The organism is Streptomyces sp. NPDC107500 (assembly GCF_055582785.1).
Genome location: NZ_JBVJPF010000001.1, coordinates 361,429 through 380,295, shown reverse-complemented (window position 1 = coordinate 380,295; position 18,867 = coordinate 361,429). Strand labels below are relative to the sequence as shown.

16 protein-coding genes are annotated in these 18,867 nt (G+C 75.0%); 10 read left to right on the top strand and 6 right to left on the bottom strand.

What is annotated here, in order from left to right; translation table 11 throughout:
* Positions 1-43 precede the first annotated feature (43 nt).
* From ACZ67M_RS01705 to ACZ67M_RS01670, 8 genes are read left to right on the top strand one after another with little or no spacing between them, the layout of a single operon-like run.
* Positions 44-1,525 (top strand): glycosyltransferase, encoded by a 1,482-nt coding sequence (locus ACZ67M_RS01705; RefSeq protein WP_469849154.1) that lies wholly within the window; start codon positions 44-46, stop codon positions 1,523-1,525.
* Complete coding sequence (locus tag ACZ67M_RS01700) at positions 1,522-2,952, top strand: exopolysaccharide biosynthesis polyprenyl glycosylphosphotransferase (protein ID WP_469849152.1); 1,431 nt, start codon at positions 1,522-1,524, stop codon at positions 2,950-2,952. Before ACZ67M_RS01705 ends, ACZ67M_RS01700 begins: the two co-directional genes overlap by 4 nt.
* Positions 2,953-2,957: 5 nt before the next feature.
* Positions 2,958-4,286: an O-antigen ligase family protein gene (locus tag ACZ67M_RS01695; protein WP_469849150.1), complete on the top strand. Its 1,329-nt coding sequence runs from the start codon at positions 2,958-2,960 to the stop codon at positions 4,284-4,286.
* Entirely contained in the window at positions 4,283-5,992 is a 1,710-nt protein-coding gene (murJ, locus tag ACZ67M_RS01690) for a murein biosynthesis integral membrane protein MurJ (protein ID WP_469849149.1), read from the top strand. The genes ACZ67M_RS01695 and murJ overlap by 4 nt, the downstream gene beginning before the upstream one ends.
* A 49-nt stretch (positions 5,993-6,041) precedes the next feature.
* Entirely contained in the window at positions 6,042-6,731 is a 690-nt protein-coding gene (locus tag ACZ67M_RS01685; RefSeq protein WP_469849724.1) for a polysaccharide deacetylase family protein, read from the top strand.
* 1 nt (position 6,732) lies between these two features.
* Positions 6,733-7,902 carry a glycosyltransferase gene (locus ACZ67M_RS01680; RefSeq protein WP_469849147.1) on the top strand — a complete coding sequence of 390 codons (1,170 nt, stop codon included), beginning with the start codon at positions 6,733-6,735 and terminating at the stop codon, positions 7,900-7,902.
* Positions 7,899-8,618: a YveK family protein gene (locus tag ACZ67M_RS01675; RefSeq protein ID WP_392235243.1), complete on the top strand. Its 720-nt coding sequence runs from the start codon at positions 7,899-7,901 to the stop codon at positions 8,616-8,618. The genes ACZ67M_RS01680 and ACZ67M_RS01675 overlap by 4 nt, the downstream gene beginning before the upstream one ends.
* Entirely contained in the window at positions 8,615-9,760 is a 1,146-nt protein-coding gene (locus tag ACZ67M_RS01670; protein WP_469849145.1) for a GNAT family N-acetyltransferase, read from the top strand. Before ACZ67M_RS01675 ends, ACZ67M_RS01670 begins: the two co-directional genes overlap by 4 nt.
* A 28-nt stretch (positions 9,761-9,788) precedes the next feature.
* Here the strand turns inward: ACZ67M_RS01670 and ACZ67M_RS01665 are convergent, their stop codons facing one another.
* The gene (locus tag ACZ67M_RS01665; protein ID WP_392100928.1) at positions 9,789-11,024 is read right to left on the bottom strand and encodes a glycoside hydrolase family 26 protein; all 1,236 of its coding nucleotides are present in this window, start codon (positions 11,022-11,024) and stop codon (positions 9,789-9,791) included.
* A 143-nt stretch (positions 11,025-11,167) separates the two neighbouring features.
* Here ACZ67M_RS01665 and ACZ67M_RS01660 point away from each other — a divergent pair, with 143 nt between their 5' ends.
* Positions 11,168-12,466: a carboxylate--amine ligase gene (locus ACZ67M_RS01660; RefSeq protein ID WP_392235246.1), complete on the top strand. Its 1,299-nt coding sequence runs from the start codon at positions 11,168-11,170 to the stop codon at positions 12,464-12,466.
* 72 nt (positions 12,467-12,538) lie between these two features.
* Here the strand turns inward: ACZ67M_RS01660 and ACZ67M_RS01655 are convergent, their stop codons facing one another.
* The 3 genes from ACZ67M_RS01655 to rdlA all read right to left on the bottom strand — a co-directional run bounded on the left by ACZ67M_RS01655 (position 12,539) and on the right by rdlA (position 14,354).
* Positions 12,539-13,279, bottom strand: coding sequence for a chaplin (locus ACZ67M_RS01655; protein ID WP_469849722.1), 741 nt, complete (start codon positions 13,277-13,279; stop codon positions 12,539-12,541).
* Between the two features lie 160 nt (positions 13,280-13,439).
* On the bottom strand, positions 13,440-13,667 hold the full coding sequence (gene chpD, locus ACZ67M_RS01650) for a chaplin ChpD (protein WP_122620038.1): 228 nt from the start codon (positions 13,665-13,667) through the stop codon (positions 13,440-13,442).
* 288 nt (positions 13,668-13,955) lie between these two features.
* Positions 13,956-14,354 (bottom strand): rodlin RdlA, encoded by a 399-nt coding sequence (gene rdlA, locus ACZ67M_RS01645; RefSeq protein ID WP_122620037.1) that lies wholly within the window; start codon positions 14,352-14,354, stop codon positions 13,956-13,958.
* Positions 14,355-14,616: 262 nt separating this feature from the next.
* Here rdlA and rdlB point away from each other — a divergent pair, with 262 nt between their 5' ends.
* A complete protein-coding gene (rdlB, locus tag ACZ67M_RS01640; RefSeq protein WP_469849143.1) occupies positions 14,617-15,018 on the top strand; it encodes a rodlin RdlB in 402 nt (133 codons plus the stop codon).
* Positions 15,019-15,072: 54 nt separating this feature from the next.
* Here rdlB and ACZ67M_RS01635 read toward each other — a convergent pair whose 3' ends face one another.
* Complete coding sequence (locus ACZ67M_RS01635; protein ID WP_469849141.1) at positions 15,073-17,001, bottom strand: AMP-dependent synthetase/ligase; 1,929 nt, start codon at positions 16,999-17,001, stop codon at positions 15,073-15,075.
* A 119-nt stretch (positions 17,002-17,120) separates the two neighbouring features.
* Positions 17,121-18,716 carry a vWA domain-containing protein gene (locus ACZ67M_RS01630; RefSeq protein WP_469849140.1) on the bottom strand — a complete coding sequence of 532 codons (1,596 nt, stop codon included), beginning with the start codon at positions 18,714-18,716 and terminating at the stop codon, positions 17,121-17,123.
* Positions 18,717-18,867: the final 151 nt, after the last annotated feature.

The window sequence follows — 18,867 nt, the reverse complement described above, 5'->3', positions numbered from 1 at the left end:
TTCCCGCACGTCCCGAGCAGTCTCCGTGAACGAGGAAACGCGCATGCACCTGCCACCGACCGGCTCCCGGCCACGGGTTCTGCATGTCACCCAACCGGTGGACGGCGGGGTCGCCCGGGTCGTGACCGACCTGACGCGGGCTCAGCTCGCCGCCGGACTCGGTGTCGCGGTCGCCTGCCCCGACGGGAACCTCGCGGACCGCCTCCGCGCCCTGGGCGCCGACGTACTCCACTGGCCGGCCACCCGCTCGCCGGGCCCGGCACTCGTGCCGGAGGTGCGCCGGCTCGCCCGGGTGACCGGGGCCGTGTGCCCGGACCTGGTGCACGCGCACAGCGCGAAGGCCGGTCTCGCGGCGCGGCTCGCGGTGCGGGGGCGGATCCCGACCGTTTTCCAGCCGCACGCCTGGTCGTTCGAGGCGGTCGGCGGCCCCGCCGGGGCACTCGCCCTGTACTGGGAGCGGTGGGGCGCGCGATGGGCGGCGCGGACGGTGTGCGTGAGCGAGGCGGAGCGGTGGCGCGGCGTACGGGCCGGGATCCGCGGACGCTGGTCGGTGATCCCCAACGGCATCGACACCAACCGCTTCCCCGCGGGCGGAACGCCCGCGGACCCGACCGACGCCGACGGCGTGCGGTTGCGGCACGGCATCGGCCCGCACGCCCCGTTGGTGGTCTGCGTGGGGCGCCTGTGCCGACAGAAGGGCCAGGACGTCCTGCTGGCCGCGTGGCGTTCGGTCCTCGCGCGGGTGCCGGACGCCCGGCTGGTCCTGGTCGGCGACGGCCCGGACCGCGGTCCGCTCACCGCGCGGGCCTCGGCGTACGGCTTCCTGGACGGCGCCCGGGCGTCGGTGGTCTTCGCGGGCGGTGTGGACGACGTCGCCGCCTGGTACCGGGCCGCCGATCTGGTCGTGCTGCCGTCGCGCTGGGAGGGAATGGCGCTGGCCCCGCTGGAGGCGATGGCCTGCGGGCGGCCCGTGGTGGTGACGGACGTGGACGGGGCCCGTGAGGGTCTGCCGCCCGCTCTGGAGCCGCACTGCCTGGTGCCGCCGGAGGAACCCGCGACGCTGGCCGGCGCGGTCGCCGCCCTGCTGCTCGACGCGCCGCTGCGCGCGTCGCTCGGCCGCCGGGGACACGCGCACGTGCGGACCGCGCACGACGTACGGCACACGGCCGCGGCGGTCGCGGCGGTGTACGGCGCACTCCTGGCGGGCGCGCGGACGACCGGGACGCGTGTCGCCGACGGCTGCGGGGCGGCAGGCGCGGACCTGCCCCTTCCGCACGACGGTGCGGCGGCCCCGGACCCGTCCCTCCCGCACGACGGTGCGGCGGCCCCGGACCCGTGCTTCCCGCACGACGGTGCGGCGGCCCCGGACCCGTCCCTCCCGCACCACGACCCGGCTGCCGCCGACGCGCCCCTCCGCCGCGGCGGACCGTCCGACGCCCCCCGTCTCCTCCCCGACGACCGGCCCGCAGCCATGGGCCGGCCGGCCGTCGTGCCCATCGAGTACAGGGAGTCCACCCACCCGTGACCGCGGAAAGCACCGTCCCCAACCCCGCCGGCCAGGCGCACGACCTCGGCCCGTCCCCCGTCGCGGTCCTGCCGCCGCGTACCCGCCCCGCCGGCTTCCGGCTGCCCGCCGGGCGTGCCGCGTCGCGGCCGGACTCACCCCTGCCGCTGCTCGTCGCGGACGGCACGGCGGCGCTGCCTGGATCGCTGGCCCTCACCGGCACCCCGTACCAACCGCTGCTGACGGCGCTGCTGGTCGGTGCCTCGCTGCTGCTGCGCCCGCGCCCGGACCCCGCCCGGCGGCCCGCGGGGATACTGGACGACCTGCCCGCCCTGTGCGGGCGGATCGCGGTGATCTGGCTGGCGCTGGCGGCACTCGTCGCGGCGTACGCCCCGCCGCAGGCGCTGTCCGCGCCCACCCTGATCCTCGGCTTCCTGCTGCACGCGGCCACGGGCTGCGCCGGGCGGGGCGCCGTGCACCGGCGGCACCGTACGGCGCTGGCGAACCGGCCGCACGCGGCCCTGGTCGTCGGTCCCGCCGCGACCGCGCAGCGGGTGGCCTCGGCGCTGCTGCGCCACCCCCGCTGCGGGGTCCGCCCCGTCGGCGTCGTCACCGACGAGCCCGGCGGCACCACCGGCCTGCCCGTGCTGTCCACCGGCGAGGAGGTGCGGCGGGCGGTCGTGCAGAACGGTGTGCGCGACGTCCTGACCGTCCACCCCTCCGTACGCACCCGGCAGGAACCGCTGCTGCGGGCGCTGGCGGAGTCCGGCTGTGTGGTGTGGGAGCTGGACGCGGACCTCCCCGCGCGGGACGGCCGGGAACGGCTCGCCGGGTTCTCCCGCCGACGCCTGGAGCCGGGCGCCCGGCGACCGGCCGGGGCCGGCAAGCGGGTGCTGGACGTGACCGTGTCCGGGCTGCTCCTGCTCCTGCTCAGCCCCGTGCTGCTGACCTGCGCGACGGTGCTGCGGATGGTCGGCGGGCCGGGCGTGCTGTTCCGGCAGGAGCGCATCGGCCAGGACGGCAGGCCCTTCACGCTGCTGAAGTTCCGCACCCACCGCCCGGCCGACGAGCACGAGTCGGCGACCCGGTGGAGCGTGGCGGACGAGCACCGGATGCCGTGGTTCTGCCGCTTCCTGCGGCGCACCTCGCTGGACGAGCTGCTCCAGTTGTGGAACGTCTTCCGGGGCGACATGAGCCTGGTCGGCCCACGCCCCGAACGGCCCTTCTTCGTGGCCCAGTTCAGCCAGACCTACCCCGGCTACGCGGCCCGGCACCGGGCGCCCGCCGGCATCACGGGCCTGGCCCAGATCAGCGGACTGCGCGGCGACACCTCCATCGAGGACCGGGCCCGCTTCGACAACGCCTACATCGACGACTGGTCGCTGTGGCAGGACGTCTGCATCCTGCTGCGCACCGCCGTCGCGCTCGTGCGTCCCACGGGGAGCTGACGCAGGTGGCCCACGCCCTTCCCCTGTGGCCGACGGCGCGCGTGCGGCGGCTGCCGCCCGTGCTGGCCGTGGTCGCGGTGGTCGCGCTGCTCGCCCTGCCTCTCGCGCCGGACGGCGGGAGCGGCATCGGGAACGCGCATCCGGCCGACGCGGTCTCCGCGCTGGTGGTGCTGTACTGCGCGCTGCGACTGGTACGGGACCGGCGGCGCCCCCTGACCCGCAGGGCCGCGGTCGTCCTGGGCCTGCCGGTGCTGGGTCTGGCCGTCGCCGCCGTGGGCGCCGCCTCGCCGGGGGCCGGGCTCGAGGGCCTGGGCCGGTACCTCCAGGTCTTCGTCCTCGTCCCCGCCGCCGTACTGCTGCTCCTGCGGAGACGGGACGACGTACGGCTGCTCGCCTGGGCGATGGCGGGCCTCGCGGTGTGGCAGGGGGCGGTCGGCGTGCACCAGTACGTGACCGGCACCGGCGCCTCCTACCAGGGCGAGCCGATCCGGGCGGTGGGCACCTTCGGGGCGCAGGACGTGATGGGGATGGCGACCGTGGTCTCCCTGGGCCTGGCCTGCGCGGTCGGTCTGGCGCTGGGGCGTACGACGGTGCGGCACCGGCTGCTCGCCGCCGGGTGCGCGCTCGCCCTGCTGCTGCCGCTCGCCCTGTCGTTCAGCCGGGGCGCGTGGATCGCGACGGCGGTGACCTGCGCGGCGCAGCTCCTGCTGTCCGGGGCGCGCCGGGCGCTGGCGGTGGGCGCGGCGGCGGTCGCGGCGGGTGTGGTGCTGGTGGGCGGGCTGGGTGTGGGTACGGCGATGCTCCAGGAGCGGGTCGGCAGCATCACGCAGGTCACCGACGCCCCCGACCAGTCGGTGACCGACCGCTACACGATGTGGGCGGCGGCGGCCGGGATGTGGCGCGAGCGGCCGCTGACCGGCGTGGGGCTGAAGGGGTTCCCCGAACACCGCGACTCGCACGCCTCCCTGGCGCTGTCCTCGGGCAGCGAGACCGACGGCGCCGGTGCCGGGTACCACCGGCAGCCGCTGCTGTCGCCGCACAACATGTACCTCCTGGTACTGGCCGAACAGGGCCTGCTCGGGCTGCTCGCGCTCGCCGGGAGCTGGCTGGCGCTGCTCGTCCTCGGGCTGCGGCGGCTGCGTGCCGTACGGCGGGCCGGGACGGCCGGGCAGGACTGCGGGCTGGTCGCCTGCGGACTGCTGGTGTGGCAGTTGACCGACTTCGCGTACGCCGACATCGGCGGGCCCTCGACGGTACTGACGGCGGTCTGCCTCGGGCTGGCGGCCTGGTGGGCGCTCGGGTCCGCGACGGGTGAGCGGGTGGCGGAGCGGTGAGGACGACCCCGCCGCGCGCGGCGGACGGGACGTCGGTCCCGCCGGCCCGGACCGCCCCGCCGGATCCGGACGCAGCGGGAGCGGAGACCCGGTCCTCCCGGAGATTCCTGGCCCGGGCCGCGCTGGTCACCGCCGTGCTGTCGGTGGCCGGGTCGGTGCTCGGGCTGGCCCGGGACCAGGCGCTGGCCCGGCTCTTCGGGGCGGGCAGTGAGACGGACGCCTTCCTGGTGGCGTGGACGGTGCCGGAGTTCGCGGCGACGCTGCTGATCGAGGACGGGCTGGCCTTCGCGCTGGTCCCGATGTTCAGCCTGGCCCTGGCCCGCCGCGCGCGGGGCGCCGTCGGCGACCCGGTCCGCGAACTGGTCGCCGCCACCCTGCCCCGGCTGCTGCCGGCCTTCGTCGCGGTCGGCGCGCTGGTCGTCGTCTGCGCTCCCGCCCTGGTCCGGGCCCTCGCGCCGGGCCTGGAGGATCACGCCCTGGCCGTGGACTGCACCCGGCTCACCGCCACCTGCGTCGTCAGCTTCGGGCTCGCCGGGTACTGCAGCGCGGCACTGCGGGCGCACCGCCGGTTCCTGGCGCCGGCGGCGATCTACGTCGCCTACAACACCGGCATCATCACGGCGATGTTCGTGCTCGGCGGGCGCTGGGGGGTGCGGTCGGCGGCGGTGGGGGTCGCGGCGGGCGGTCTCCTGATGGTGGCGGCGCAGACGCCGTCGCTGCTGCGGCAGTTGCGGCGCCGCGACCCGGGCGAGCGGCTCGCGGACGCCGGGGACCCGGCCCGGCCGCTCGCCCTCGCCCTGTTCTCCACCGTGCTGCTCTTCGCGGTGTGCCGGCAGTCGCAGATCCTCATCGAGCGCTTCCTCGCCTCCGGGCTCCCCGCCGGTGCCATCTCGCACCTGAACTACGCGCAGAAGGTGGCGCAGATCCCGATGACGCTGTCGCTGATGCTGTGCACGGTCACCTTCCCGGTGGTGGCCCGCGCCATGGCCGACGGCGACACCGAACGGGCCCGCGAGCGGGTCGAGCGGGACGTGGCGCTGGCGGCCTGTCTGGTGCTCCTTGGCGCGGCCACGGTGGTGGCCTGCGCACCGCAGATGATCGAACTGCTCTTCCAGCGCGGCGCCTTCACGGCGGCCGACACGGCGGCGACCGCGGCCGTCATGCGCGTGTACGCCCTCGGACTGCTCGGGCAGACCGTGGTGGGCGCGCTGGCCCGGTCCTACTTCTCGGCGGGCCGCGCCTCCTGGTACCCGCTCGGCGCGATGGCCGTCGGCATCGCGGCCACCGCCGGTGTAGGCGCCTGGGCCGTCGGCCCGTGGGGCGTGACCGGCATCGCGGCCGCCAACGCCGCCGGCATCACCGTCACCGGGGTCCTGCTGCTCGCCGGGATGGGCCCGCGCAGCGTCCCGGTCCGGGTCCGGCGGATCCTGGGCGACCTGGCCCGGCCGGTGCTGGCGGCCGCCGCCGCGACCGGCGCGGGCGCGTGGGCCGCGGGCGCGGTGACCGGCCTCGCCGCCTCCCCCACCCTCTCCACCGACGTCCGCGCGGCCCTCGCGCTCACCGCGGGCGTCGTGACCGTCGGCGGTGTCTTCGCCCTGCTCGGCCTGGTGCTGGGCGTCCAGGGCGTGCGCCCCGCCCTCCTGTCCGTCCGCTCCGTCACACGAAGGATTCCGCATGGCCGCCTCGGCTTCCGTAGATCCCGTTGACACCCGCACCGGCGGCCGTCCGCGCCCCGGCTCCGTCCCCTGGGTGGCGATGTACCACTCCGTCGGCGACGCCACGGACGACCCGTACCGCGTCACGGTCACGCCCGGCCGGCTGGACGCGCAGCTCGGCTGGCTGCGGCGGCGCGGGCTGCGCGGTGTGTCCATGGCCGAACTGCTCGCCGCGCGGGCCCGCGGCGAGGGCCGGGACCTGGTGGGGCTGACCTTCGACGACGGGTACGCCGACTTCGTCGAGCACGCCCTGCCGTGCCTGCACCGCTGGGGGTGCGGGGCCACCCTGTTCGTCCTGCCGGGACGGCTCGGCGGGTTCAACGCCTGGGACCCGCTGGGCCCGCGCAAGCCGCTGCTGACCGCCGACGGCATCCGGTACGCCGCCGCCGAGGGCGTCGAGATCGGCTCGCACGGACTCACCCACATCGACCTGACCCGGGCGGACGACGCCGCGCTGAGCGCCGAGACCGCCGAGAGCCGGGCGCTGCTCACGGAGTTGACCGGCGCTCCCGTCACCGGCTTCTGCTACCCGTACGGTACCGTCGACGCCCGCGCCGCCGACGCCGTGCGCACCGCCGGGTACGGCTACGCCTGCGCCATCGACCCCGGCCCGCTGACCGGCCCGTACGCGCTGCCGAGGGTGCACGTGGGGCAGAACGACACGTCCCTGCGGCTGCTGCTCAAGACGCGGCTGCACCGACTGCGCCGCCGTCCCGTGGCGGGGGTCTGACGTGCCGGACCTCAAGGCGCTGCACGTCATCACCGGTCTCGGCGTGGGCGGCGCCGAGCAGCAACTGAGGCTGCTGCTGCGGCATCTGCCGGTCGACTGCGACGTCGTGACGCTCACCAACCCCGGCCCGGTCGCCGACGGACTGCTGGCCGACGGCGTCCGGGTCGTCCACCTCGGCATGACCGGCAACCGCGACCTGGCCGCGCTGCCCCGGTTGGCCCGCCTCATCCGCGCCGGCGGCTACGACCTGGTCCACACCCACCTCTACCGCGCCTGCCTGTACGGACGGCTCGCGGCCCGGCTGGCCGGCGTACGCGCCGTCGTCGCCACCGAACACTCCCTCGGCGACTCCCAGATGGAGGGCCGCCCGCTCACCCCGGGCGTCCGCGCCCTGTACCTGGCCGGGGAGCGGCTGGGCAGCGCCACGGTCGCCGTCTCCCCCACCGTCGCCGACCGGCTGAAGCGGTGGGGGGTGCCCGCGCCCCGCATCGAGGTGGTGCCCAACGGCATCGACCTGGACCGCTTCCGGTTCGATCCGGTCCAGCGCCTGCGCACCCGCCGCCGCCTGGGCCTGCCGGAGGGCGCGTACGTGATCGGCGGCGTCGGCCGGCTGACCGCGGCCAAGCGGTTCGACGTTCTGGTCCGGGCCCTGGCCGGACTCCCGGACGACTGCTGGCTGCTGCTGGTCGGCGGCGGCCCCGAGGAGCACGTGCTGCGCCGCACCGCCCGCGAGGCCGGGGTCGCCGACCGCGTCCTGCTCACCGGCGAACGCCCCTACGTCCCCGACGGTTCCCCCGGGCCCGACCTGCCCTCGCTGGCCGCCGCGATGGACGTCCTCGCGTCGCCCTCGCCGGAGGAGGCCTTCGGCCTGGCGGTCGTGGAGGGCCTCGCGTCGGGGCTGCCGGTGCTGTACGCGTCCTGCCCGGCGATCGAGGACCTGCCGTCCGGGCACGCGCCCACCGCCCGTCGGGTCACCGGGGGCGCCGAGGAATTCGCCCGCGCCCTCGCCGAGGTCCGGGCCGGCGCCGACCCCGGTCCCGGGCCGCGCACGGTTCCCGAGGCCGCCCGCCACTACTGCGTCAGGCGCAGCGCCGCCCGGCTGATGGACGTGTACGCGACCACCCTCACGCACCCGTTGTCCCCGGCACCCCAGGGAGTCAGTTCCACATGACCGAGCCCCTCACCCAGTCCCCGGCCCAGCCCTCGGCGGAGCCCGAGGCCGGGCCGCCCGCCCGCCCGCGCCGCGCACGGGCCGCCCTGCACCGCGTCCGGGGCCGCCTGCGGTCGCTGCCGCCCTGGTCGCCGCTGGTGGCCGGTGTCCTGGCCGGCGGGCTGCTCGGCGCCGGCTACGGCCAGCTCACCACCCCGCAGTACACGGCGACCGGCTACGTCGTCGCCGTCCCCACCGACAAGTCCGATCCGGCGTCCGCGCTGGGTTTCGCGCAGGCCTACGGGCGGGTCGCCACGCAGCTCGCGGTGCTCGGGGACGCGCAGATGTGGGCGGACGTGCCGGTGGCCCGGCTGGAGGAGAGCGTGCGCACGGCCACCTCGCCGGACGCGCCGATGGTCTCCGTGACGGCCACCTCCGCCGACCCGGAGGAGGCCGCCGACATGGCCAACGCGGTCGCCCGCGCGCTGACGCAGCACGCGGCGGCCTCCGTCGACGACACCCATGTGGAGCTGCGGCAGTTCGCGCGGGCGACCAAGCCGGCCGAGCCGTCCTCCGCGTCCGCCGTGGTGACCGGCCTGGTGGGCGCGAGCGCGGGCGGGCTGCTCGGCGGGCTGGCGCTGCTGGCCCGCCCGCGCCGTGCCGCGGCGGACGGCGGCCGTGCGACGGCGGCCGTGCCCGGACCCGCCTCGGCGGCCGGCGTCCGCGGGCAGCTGTGACGGACACGAGGGCGCGCACGACCGCGCCCCCGGCCGGCTGCACGACCGAACTGGTCACCGACGAGGCGCACTTCGCCGACCTGGCGCCGCAGTGGACGCGTCTCCACGCCCGGTGCGCGTCCGCGACGCCGTTCCAGAGCCACGCCTGGCTGCACGCGTGGTGGCGGTCGTACGGCACGCGCGGCCGGCTGCGGCTGGTGCTGGCCCGCGACGGCCGCGACCTCGTCGCCGCCGCACCGCTGACGCTCGTACGGCGTCCGGTACCCGCCCTGGTGCCGCTGGGCGGGGCGATCTCCGACTACGGCGACGTCCTCCTGGACGACGAGCGCGGCCCGGACGCGGTGGACGCGCTCACCGAGGGCCTGTCCCGGGCCGCCCGCACCGCACTGGTCGACCTGCGCGAGGTTCGGCCGGGCGCCGCCGCCGAGCGGGTCTACGAGCGCTGGCGCGGCCCTCGCCGCCGACTGGCCGACTCGCTCTGCCTGGAGCTGCCCGCCCTCCCGATGGACGAACTGGTCGCCCGGCTGCCCTCGGCCAAGGCCCGCCAGCGGGTCCGTGCCCAGCTGCGCCGCCTGGACTCGCTCGGCGTCAAGAGCCGGACGGTCCTGCCCGACGAGGTCGACGCGGCACTGCGGCGGCTGCTCGAACTGCACCGGTTGCAGTGGCAGGACCGCAAGGTGACCGGCGAGCACCTCAAGCCGCGGTTCCGCGACCACCTGGTGCGGGCGGTGCGGCCGATGGTGTGCGCCGGGGACGCGGTGGTCACCGAGTTCCGGATGGACGACGAGGTGGTGGCCGTGGACGTGACGCTGCTGTCGCGCCGGCTGGCCGGCGGCTATCTGTACGGCGCCCACCCCCGGCTGCGGGAGCGCAGGGCGGACGTGGCGGTGATGCTGCTGGACGCGAGCGCCGAGCACACCCGGCAGCCGGGGCGCGGCACGCTCAGCCTGCTGCGGGGCAACGAGCCGTACAAGCACCACTGGCGCCCGGACGCGGTGTCCAACCAGCGGCTGCTGCTGGCCCGCCGGCGCACCGCCCCGCTGCTCGCGGCGGCCCTGGGCGACGCCGCCGCGCGACGGCGGGGCAAGGCGCTGCTGCGGCGCCCGGAGCGGAAGGAGGGCGACGGTGGCGGCGGCACCTGACGAGCCCGGCCGCCACCGTCGCGTACGGCTACTCGTCGCGCGAGTACCAGTCGAGGCGCATGCAGAGCTTCCCGCCGAGCCAGTACTCGACCCAGTCGCCCAGCTCCAGCGGCGAGCAGCCGGCCGGCGGCCGGGGCGTGGTCTCCGGCACCGCGGGCACGGGCGGCGTGGTGGGCGTCGCGGGCGTGGTGGGCTCCGGGGTCCCGGGTGCGGGCTCGTCGGTGCGGCCGAAGAGCACGGACCGGTAGACGGCGGTGGAGCGGGGATTGTCGTCGCACTGCCACACGCCGTGCGGGCAGTAGTCGGTGACCGTGTTGTAGACGGGCTTGTGCTCGTCCATCCAGGCCAGCATGCGCCGCATGTAGTCGGCGTTGTCGCCGTTGCGGAACAGCCCCCATTCCGGATAGGAGACGGGCTTTCCGTGCTTCTTCGCGAAATCGACGTGCGCCTGGAGTCCGTAGGGTTCCTTCACCTGTTCGTCGAACGTCATTCCGCGCGGCTGGTCGTAGGAGTCCATGCCGATGATGTCGACCGTGTCGTCCCCCGGATAGCACGTCGTCCAGGGGACGGCGTCCCGGCCGCGGCTCGGCGTGAAGTCGAACCGGAACTTCTGGCCGGGCACCGCCCGCATGGTGGTGACGATCCGCTTCCAGTACGTCTTCCAGGCCTCCGGGTCCGGCCCGCACCGGTGGGTGTAGGTGATGCCGTTCATCTCCCAGCCGAGCACCAGGACCGTGTCCGGGACCTTGAGTGCGACGAGCCGTTCGGCGAGGGCGCGGAAGTGGTGGTCGAACTCTCCGGCGGCGCCCCGGCGCAGCAGTGCGCGCACCTCGTCGTCGCCGACCCCCTCCTCGTTGCGCTCCATCATGGGCACGTTGAGGACGAACATCCGGTCCGCCTTGCGGGTGCGCCAGTCGGCCCACGCGTCGAGGAAGGTGGGGGCGCCCTCGATGTTGCTCCAGCGGTCGCCGGGCAGATAGGTGTGGCCGACGCGCAGTTCGGCGTCGCCCAGCCACTGGCTGAGGCCGGCCATCCGGGCCACGCCGCGCGGGCCGTAGTCCAGGTACGCGCCGAACGCGGGGGTGGCGGCGGGCTTCTTCGCCGGGGCTCCGGGTGCCGGGGCCGCGGGCGCGGGTGCGGGTGCCGGCGGGGTCGGTTCGGCGGCGGCCGTGGGGCCCGCCGCGGCCACCAGCGCCGCCAGCGCGACCGCCGCCGCGACGCCTGCCGGCCGCCCGGACCGGTTCCGTGAATGCCGTACGGCCATACCGGCTCCATTCCTCGCCGTGAATTCCGCTCCGCTACTGACACTCAGTCATATGAAATGCCATCACGCCACCGCCGCTACGGCTTTCGAGTGCGCCGATCGCCCGCACCGGTGAACCGATTCGAAGACGAAGGAAGTTTCCCGTGTCGCTGTTCGACACCCGCGTCCCCGCCGTTCTGCTGCGGACCGACCGGAATCCCTTTCACCACGGCACGCTGGGCGCCGTGCGTTCGCTCGGTCGGGCTGGAGTGGACGTGCACGTGGTCGCGGACTGTGCGAGCAGCCCCGTCCGCGCCTCCCGCTACGTGACGGGGCTGCACACTCCCCCGCCGCCCGGCGCGTCGCCCGCCGACATCACGGCGGCCCTGCGCCGGGTGGCGGCACGGATCGGACGTCCCGCGGTACTGATTCCGATGGACGACGCGTGTGCCGTGGCGGTGGGCCGGGCGCGGGCCGAGCTGGCGCCGGCGTATCTGCTGCCGGACCAGCCGGACGACCTGCCCGCACGGGTCGCCGACAAGGCGGAGCTGGCCGGGGTGTGCGCCTCCCTGGGCGTGCCGCACCCCGAGACGCTGGTCCCGGACGGACCGGCCCAGGCGGCGCGGGCCGCGTGGCGGCTGGGTCTGCCGGTGGTGGCGAAGTGGAGCCGTCCCTGGCTGGTGCCCCCTGGTGGCGGGCTGCGCAGCACGGTGCTGGTGCGCTCGGCACGGGAGGCCGGGGAGCTGTACCGGCGGGCCGAGGAGGCGGGGAGCCGGCTGCTGCTCCAGGCGTTCCTGCCGCCGGGGCCGGACCGCGACTGGTTCTTCCACGGGTACGCCGACCGCTCGGGCACGGTCCGGGCGGGCGGCCCGGGCCGCAAGACCCGGGCCAGGCCGCGCGGTGCCGGTCTGACCGCGGTGGGCCGCTGGACGCCCAACCCGCAGGTGCAGGCGCTGGCCGAGCGGGTCACCGGCGAGCTGGGCTACCGGGGCGTCTTCGACCTCGACTTCCGCCGCTGCGGTGCGACGGGCGGCTACCACCTGCTCGACTTCAACCCGCGTCCCGGCGCGCAGTTCCGGCTCTTCACCGACTCCGCCGGGCTGGACGTCGTACGGGCCCTGCACCTGGACCTGACCCACCGGGCCCTGCCCGAGGGGGTGCCGCGGCCGGGGCGGGCCTTCGTGGTGGAGAACTACGCGCCGCTGAGCGCGCTGCGGCCGATGCCCGTCGGGCGGGAGCTGGCCTGGCACGCCCCCGACGACCGGGCGCCGGGCCGGGCCCTGTGGACCCTGTGGGGCCGTCATGTGACCGGCCGGGTGCTGGACCGCGCACGCAGCCGGCGCGCGCGCCCGGCGAACGAGGCCCCTGCCCGCGCCCGCGTGGTGCGCCAGGCGGGTGCCCCGCGGGCCGACCGTGCGGGACAGCCGGACCGCCCCGGGGGCGACCGGGCGGGCAGCCACTGACGCGGGACGCGGCCACGACGACGCCCCCGGTGGCCCATGCGGGCCGGCCGGGGGCGTCGGGGTGGAGCGGGGTCAGCGCGTGGTGGCGGCCCGGCCCCTGCGGTACAGGATCGCTCCGCCGGCGATCAGCACGGCACCCGCGGCGGCGGCGCCCAGCGTGCCCTCACTGCCGGTCTCGGCCAGGACGGGCGGCTGCTCCGTCTGCGGGGCGGGCGGAGTCTTCTCCTCCTCGGCGGGCGGCGGGGGCTTCTCCTCGCTCGGGGGCGGGGGCGGCTCCTCCTCCGTGGGCGGGGTGGTGGGGGGCGGCGGCTCCTCCTCGCCGTAGCCGGGGGGCTCCTCGGAGTGGTTCTCGCACTCGTTGCCGAAGACCGGGTTGAGCGCGGCGATCACGTCGGCCGTGTTGCCGCAGAGGTTGACCGGCACCTCGATCGGGAGCTGCACGGCGTTGCCGGAGCCGACGCCCGGCGAACCCACGGCGGCGGCGCTCGCGTCGGCCCTGCTCCCGTCGGTGCCGGAAGCGTCGGTGTCGGCGGCGTCGGTGTCGGTGTCGGCGTCGGAGGTGTCCGCGCTGGAGCCGCTCTTCTTCTGCTCGTCCGAGTCGTTCTCGCACTCGTTGCCGAAGGCGGGGTTGAGCGCCGCGATCACGTCGACCGTGTTGCCGCAGACGTTCACCGGCACGTCGACCGGGGCCTGGAGGGCATTGCCGGACGCGACGCCCGGCGAGTTCTTGGCGGCTCCGTCCGCTTGCGAGTCGGCCAGGGCGGGGCTGCCGCACAGGGAAAGGATGCCCGTCGCGGCGGCAGCCGCGACCATCCCCCTGCTCAGAGTCTGTCGCACTCTCGTTGTCTTCCTGCTTGTAGAGATGGCTGGAGAACGATCCGGAGGACAGGCTGCGGAAAGGGGAAGAGCCGGCCCCGAACCAAACAAGCTGGCCAAGGCCGGCCGTGACGCAGCCGGTCGGTGCGGAACGACGTCAGTCGTTCTTGCACTCGTTGCCGAACGCCGGGTTCAGCAGACCAACGACGTTGATGCTGTTGCCGCACACGTTGACGGGAACGTGGACGGGAACCTGGACGACGTTGCCGGACAGGACGCCCGGGGAGCCGATCGCGGCGCCCTGGGCGTCGGCGTCGGCGAAGGCCGGGGCGGCCATACCGAGAGCCATGATCGCGCCCGCGACGACGGCAGCGGTTTTCTTCATGAGCTTTCCCTTCTCTGCGGTCATGCCTGAATGGCGGCCGAAAAACCGCGCGAGCACAGCATTGACGGCTCGCACCATGACCTGCAGGTTGCAAACGAGGAATTGACGGCCGGAGCAACTACCGAACGTGGGACACCCCGAAATTCACTCGGATGCCTCACGCCACGGCCCGGCCATTCCCCCAGAAGGGGGACGACGTCAACCGCTTCCAGGCGAAACCCCGGCCCGGGAACGACCGGGCGGCCCACGGGGAAGTCAGCGGGCCGCCCGGGCTGGTGGGCGGGAGACTCAGTCCCGGCCCTCGCCGTTCGCCGACAGAACCGACAGGTCCTCCAGGACGTGCGACAGGGCGCCGTCCCTCTTGGCCTGCGTGGAGTTGTCCGCGCACTGCTGGTTCAGGTCGTCCGACAGGACGTTGATGTCCTGGACCGGCACGAGGTTGATGACGGCGGCGTTGATGTCCTCGACACCCAGGCACGGCTTGTTCAGCGTGCCCTCGACCAGCGACAGCTGCGGGCTCATGTCGCCCTTGGTCGCCGAGTTGCCGAACGCCGACTTGGCGCCGTTGCCGTTGGCCACGGCCGGCCCGTTGTCGTCCCCGATGGCAAGAGCCTGAGGAGCGGCGGCAGCCGACATGCCGATCACAGAAGCGGCAGCCGCCGCGGCGACCATTGCCTTCTTGAGCACTTCGCGTTCCTTTCGTCGTAGCGACGCACTGTCCTACGGCCTCATCAACCCGGTGCGCGATGATTGGTTTCGGGCGTTCACCCGGTTGGGCCTCCGCCGGATCCCGAAATGGGACAGCCGGATCGCCGGAATACCGGTGGAATCAAGGAGCCGTACGGACTTCCCGTGTCCGCCGACCGGGTGAACGGGAGAAACCCGGCCGGAATCGTGGAGTTGACCAGTGCGCTCCGGTGGACGGGGTTTCCTCAGAAAGGACTGGCCAGTGATCAAGAAGGTAGCCGCCTACGCGGCGATCGCCGCCTCCGTCATGGGCGCCTCCGCTGCCGCGGCCCCGCAGGCGATGGCGATCGGCGACGACAGCGGGCCCGTCTCGGCCAACGGGAACGGGGCCTCGCAGTACTTCGGCAACTCGGCGACCCACGGCAACATGAGCCCGCAGATGGCGCTCATCCAGGGGTCGTTCAACAAGCCGTGCATCGCGGTCAGCGACATCCCGGTCAGCGTCGTCGGACTGATCCCGATCCAGGACATCCCGGTCCTGTCGGACGACCTGAACCAGCAGTGCGCGGAGAACTCCACGCAGACCAAGCGCGACGGTGCGCTGGCCCACCTGCTCGAGGACGTGTCGATCCTGTCGACGAACGGCGAGGGCGGCAAGGGCTGACATCGGCCGAGGGGCGGGCCGCCGGGCACAACGGCGGTCCGCCCCTTTCGCGTGTCAGCGCCCGGGCGGCGCGTACAGGGCCTCGATGGCGTCCGCGTACGCCGCGACGGCCGCGTGCCGCTTCACCTTCAGCGACGGGGTCAGCAGCCCGTTCTCCTCGGTGAACTCGCCCTCGACCAGCCGGAAGGCGCGGATCGACTCGGCCCGGGAGACCGCCGCGTTGGCGTGGTCCACGGCCTTCTGGACGTCGGCCCGCATCCTCTCGTCCCGTACGACCTCGGACATCGGAGTGTCGGCGGGCAGCTTGCGCACCGACAGCCAGTGGGCGACGGCGTCCGGGTCGAGGGTGATCAGGGCGCCGACGAAGGGGCGGTTGTCGCCGACGACGAGGCACTGCGCGACGGGCGGGCGGCTGCGCAGGCGGTCCTCCAGGACGGCCGGGGAGACGTTCTTGCCTCCGGAGGTGACCAGCAGGTCCTTCTTGCGGCCGGTGATGGTGAGGTAGCCGTCGTCGTCGAGGGAGCCGAGGTCGCCGGTGGCGAACCAGCCGTCGGTGAGGGCCGCGTCGGTGGCCTCCGGGTTGCCCCGGTAGGCGCCGAACACGATGCCGCCCTTGACGAGCACCTCGCCGTCGTCCGCGATACGCACCGAGGTGCCGGGGACGGGCGGGCCGACGGTGCCGGGGCGGGGGCCGAGCGGCGGGACGATGGTGGCGGCGGCGGTGGTCTCGGTGAGGCCGTAGCCCTCGTAGACCATGATTCCGGCGGCGTAGAAGAAGAGGTTGAGGTCGCGGTCGAGCGGGGAGCCGCCGCTGATGGCGTAGCGCATCCGGCCGCCCAGTTCGGCCCGCACCCGCCGGTAGACCAGCAGGTCGTACAGGGCCCAGCCGGCCCACAGGCCGAGGGCGGGGCCCTTGCCGCGGCCGAGGAAGCGTTCCAGGTGGGCGCCGCCGAAGCGGACGGCGAGGCGGTGGGCGCGCTCGAAGGAGGCGCCGCGGCCGATCTTCTCGGCGGTCGCCCGGCCGGTGTCGTGGATCTTCTCGAAGAGGTACGGGACGCCGACCAGGAAGGTGGGGCGGAACGACTTGAGCGCGGGGCGCAGTTCGTCGGGCTTGATGCTCGGGAAGTGGCCGATCTCGATGCGGGCCAGCAGGCAGGCGATCTGGATCGTGCGGCCCAGGATGTGGGCGAGCGGCAGGAAGAGGAGCGTCGAGGCGGTCTGGCCGGTGACCTCCTTGAAGATCGGGTGCAGCAGTTCGACCGTGTTGGCGGCCTCGGCGTGCAGGTTGGCGTGGGTGAGGACGCAGCCCTTGGGGCGGCCGGTGGTGCCGGAGGTGTAGCAGACGGTCGCCACCGCGTCCGGGGTCAGGGCGGTGCGGCGCTTGGTGACCTCCTCGTCGCTCACGCCCGCGCCGAGGGCGGTGAGATCGGCGAGCGCGCCCGCGTCGAGTTCCCAGACGCGCGGGCGTTCGGGGTGGGCGGCGGTGCCGGCCAGGACGGTGGCGGTGTTGGCGGCGGTCTCGGTGACGAGGTGCCGGGCGCCCGAGTCGCGGACGATCCACTCGACCTGGTCGGCGGAGGAGGTGGCGTAGACGGGGACGGTCTGGCCGCCGGCCGCCCAGATGGCGAAGTCCAGGACGGTCCACTCGTAGCGCGTGCGGGACATGACGGCGACCCGTCCGCCCGGTTCCAGGCCGGACGCGATCAGGCCCTTGGCCACCGCGGTCACCTCGCGGGCGAACTCGGCCGCGGTGACGGGCCGCCAGGCGCCGTCCACCTCGCGGCGCAGGACCACCGCGTCGGGGGCCTCGGCGGCGTTGGTGTACGGGATGTCGGCGGTGCTGCCGGTGGTGGGGCGGGGCGCGAGGGGTGCGGTGCTGGCCTCGCGCACGGCGCCGTGGGCGTCCCTGACGGTCTCGGTGCTCGCGCGGGACACCAGGTCACCGCGGTTTCTCGCCCGTTTCAGGTCCTTGCGTACGCCCATGTCGGCTCCCGGTCGCTGATCGGCTGGCGTTGTGTCGTGCGCATCCAGACTTGCTTACTCTTGAGTAAACTTACTCAGGAGTAAGCATAGGTCAATGGGTGCGGGCGGACCGAGGCGCCTCAGGTCAGCCGGTTCGCCGTGCCGATCGCCTCGGCCAGCCGCCGGACGTCCTCGTCCTCGGTACGGCCGGCCAGGGAGCCGGCGCGCTCGGCGAGTTCACCGAGGCCGGGCGCGCCCGGCAGGGAGCCGTGGCCGGTGTTGTCGCCGTAGGAGGAGGAGTCCGAGGAGGCCGGGGACGACGAGGACCGGAGCGCGTCCGCGAAGTACGCGGCGGTCGCGGTGACCCGCAGGCCGCGGTCCGCCTCCCAGACCGAGTCGCCGAGGGCGTCGGTCTCCACGTCGCCGGACTCCTCGTGCGGGGTCCGGCTGTCGGGGTCGAGCCAGCGGACGGTGGCCGTCGCGAGGTGTCCGTCGGCACCGGGCCGGGTGCGCACGGCGTACAGCGCGGTGACGGTGTGGCCGGGGCCCACCTCGCCGCCGTCCACGCGGTCGTCGCGGAAGTCCTCGTCGGCCACCTGCCGGTTGTCGTAGCCGACGAGGCGGAACTCGGCGACCGTCTCCGGGTCGAAGGCGACCTGGGCCTTGGCGTCGCGGGCGGTCAGCTCGATGTGGCGCGGGAGTTGCTCGCAGAAGACCTCGCGGGCGTCCTCGGCGTCCGAGACGTACGTGGTGTGGCCGTCGCCCTTGTCGGCGAGGCGTTCCATCAGGGCGTCGCCGTAGTCGCTGCCGACGCCGACCCCGAAGAGGGTGATGCCGTGCTCGCGGCGCTCGTCCGCGATGCGTTCGAGGATGGTGTCCGCGTCGGTGTCACCGGTGTTGGCGAGGGCGTCGGAGACGAGGACGACGCGGTTGGTGGCCCCCTCGCGACGGCCCTCGACGGCGGTGTCGTAGCCGGTCTCGACGCCCGCGCCGAGGTTGGTGGACTCGGTCGGCTCCAGGCTGTCGATCGCGTCGTGGACCCGGCCGCGGTGATCGCCGAGCCGGGTCATCGGCAGCACCGTCTCGGCCTCGTCGCTGAAGGTGACGAGCGCGACGGAGTCGTCGTCGCGCAGCTGGTCGGTCATGGTGGCGAGGGAATCCTGGGCGAGGTCCAGACGGCCGGGCTCGCCCATCGAGCCGGAGACGTCGATGACGAACGTCAGCGCGGCCGGCGGGCGTTCGCCGCGCTGCTCGGCGGCGCGGGTGGCGAGGCCCACGCGGACCAGCGACCAGTCCTCCTCGTCGGTGCGGGCGCCGTCCACGCTCACCGTGAAGCCGTCGCCGTCGGGGCGGTCGTAGTCCTGGCGGAAGCTGTTGACGAACTCCTCGGGCCGGACCGTCGCCGGGCCGGGCAGCCGGCCCTCGGAGAGGGTGCGGCGGGCGTAACCGTAGGACGCGGTGTCCACGTCGAGGGCGAAGGTGGAGAGGTGGTCGGGGTCGGGGGCGACCTCCCGGGAGTCGCCGTTCTTGCCCGTCTCCCCGGCCTCCCCGGTGGATGTGCCGCCGCGCGGGGCGTCGGGCGCGGGCGCGTAGCCGCCGCCCCGGGAATCGGCGGCGGTGTCCTTCGCCCCCTGGGCCGCGTCGTCCCCTCCCCCGCAGCCGGTGAGCAGCAGGCCGCCCGCCGCCGTGAGCGCGAGCAGCGCGCCGACCGGCCTTCGTGTCCGGTACCGCTTCATCGTCCCTACCCCCTGGTTCCGTTGACCCCGACCTACGTGACTGTGACGGCGGGGCGGGGCGGAACGTGCGGGACGGGGCGTCACGGGTGCGTCTCGAAGTGGGCACGGCGGCGGGCCCGCGTGACCGGTGGGTGATCCTCCGGTGACCGGA

Bases quoted from the DNA above. Each gene is read 5' to 3' on its own strand.
- ACZ67M_RS01665 (WP_392100928.1), bottom strand. From the start codon at position 11,024: ATGGCCGTACGGCATTCACGGAACCGGTCCGGGCGGCCGGCAGGCGTC.
- ACZ67M_RS01705 (WP_469849154.1), top strand. From the start codon at position 44: ATGCACCTGCCACCGACCGGCTCCCGGCCACGGGTTCTGCATGTCACC.
- ACZ67M_RS01655 (WP_469849722.1), bottom strand. From the start codon at position 13,279: ATGGTCGCGGCTGCCGCCGCGACGGGCATCCTTTCCCTGTGCGGCAGC.
- ACZ67M_RS01675 (WP_392235243.1), top strand. From the start codon at position 7,899: ATGACCGAGCCCCTCACCCAGTCCCCGGCCCAGCCCTCGGCGGAGCCC.
- chpD (WP_122620038.1), bottom strand. From the start codon at position 13,667: ATGAAGAAAACCGCTGCCGTCGTCGCGGGCGCGATCATGGCTCTCGGT.
- ACZ67M_RS01685 (WP_469849724.1), top strand. From the start codon at position 6,042: ATGTACCACTCCGTCGGCGACGCCACGGACGACCCGTACCGCGTCACG.
- ACZ67M_RS01630 (WP_469849140.1), bottom strand. From the start codon at position 18,716: ATGAAGCGGTACCGGACACGAAGGCCGGTCGGCGCGCTGCTCGCGCTC.
- ACZ67M_RS01635 (WP_469849141.1), bottom strand. From the start codon at position 17,001: ATGGGCGTACGCAAGGACCTGAAACGGGCGAGAAACCGCGGTGACCTG.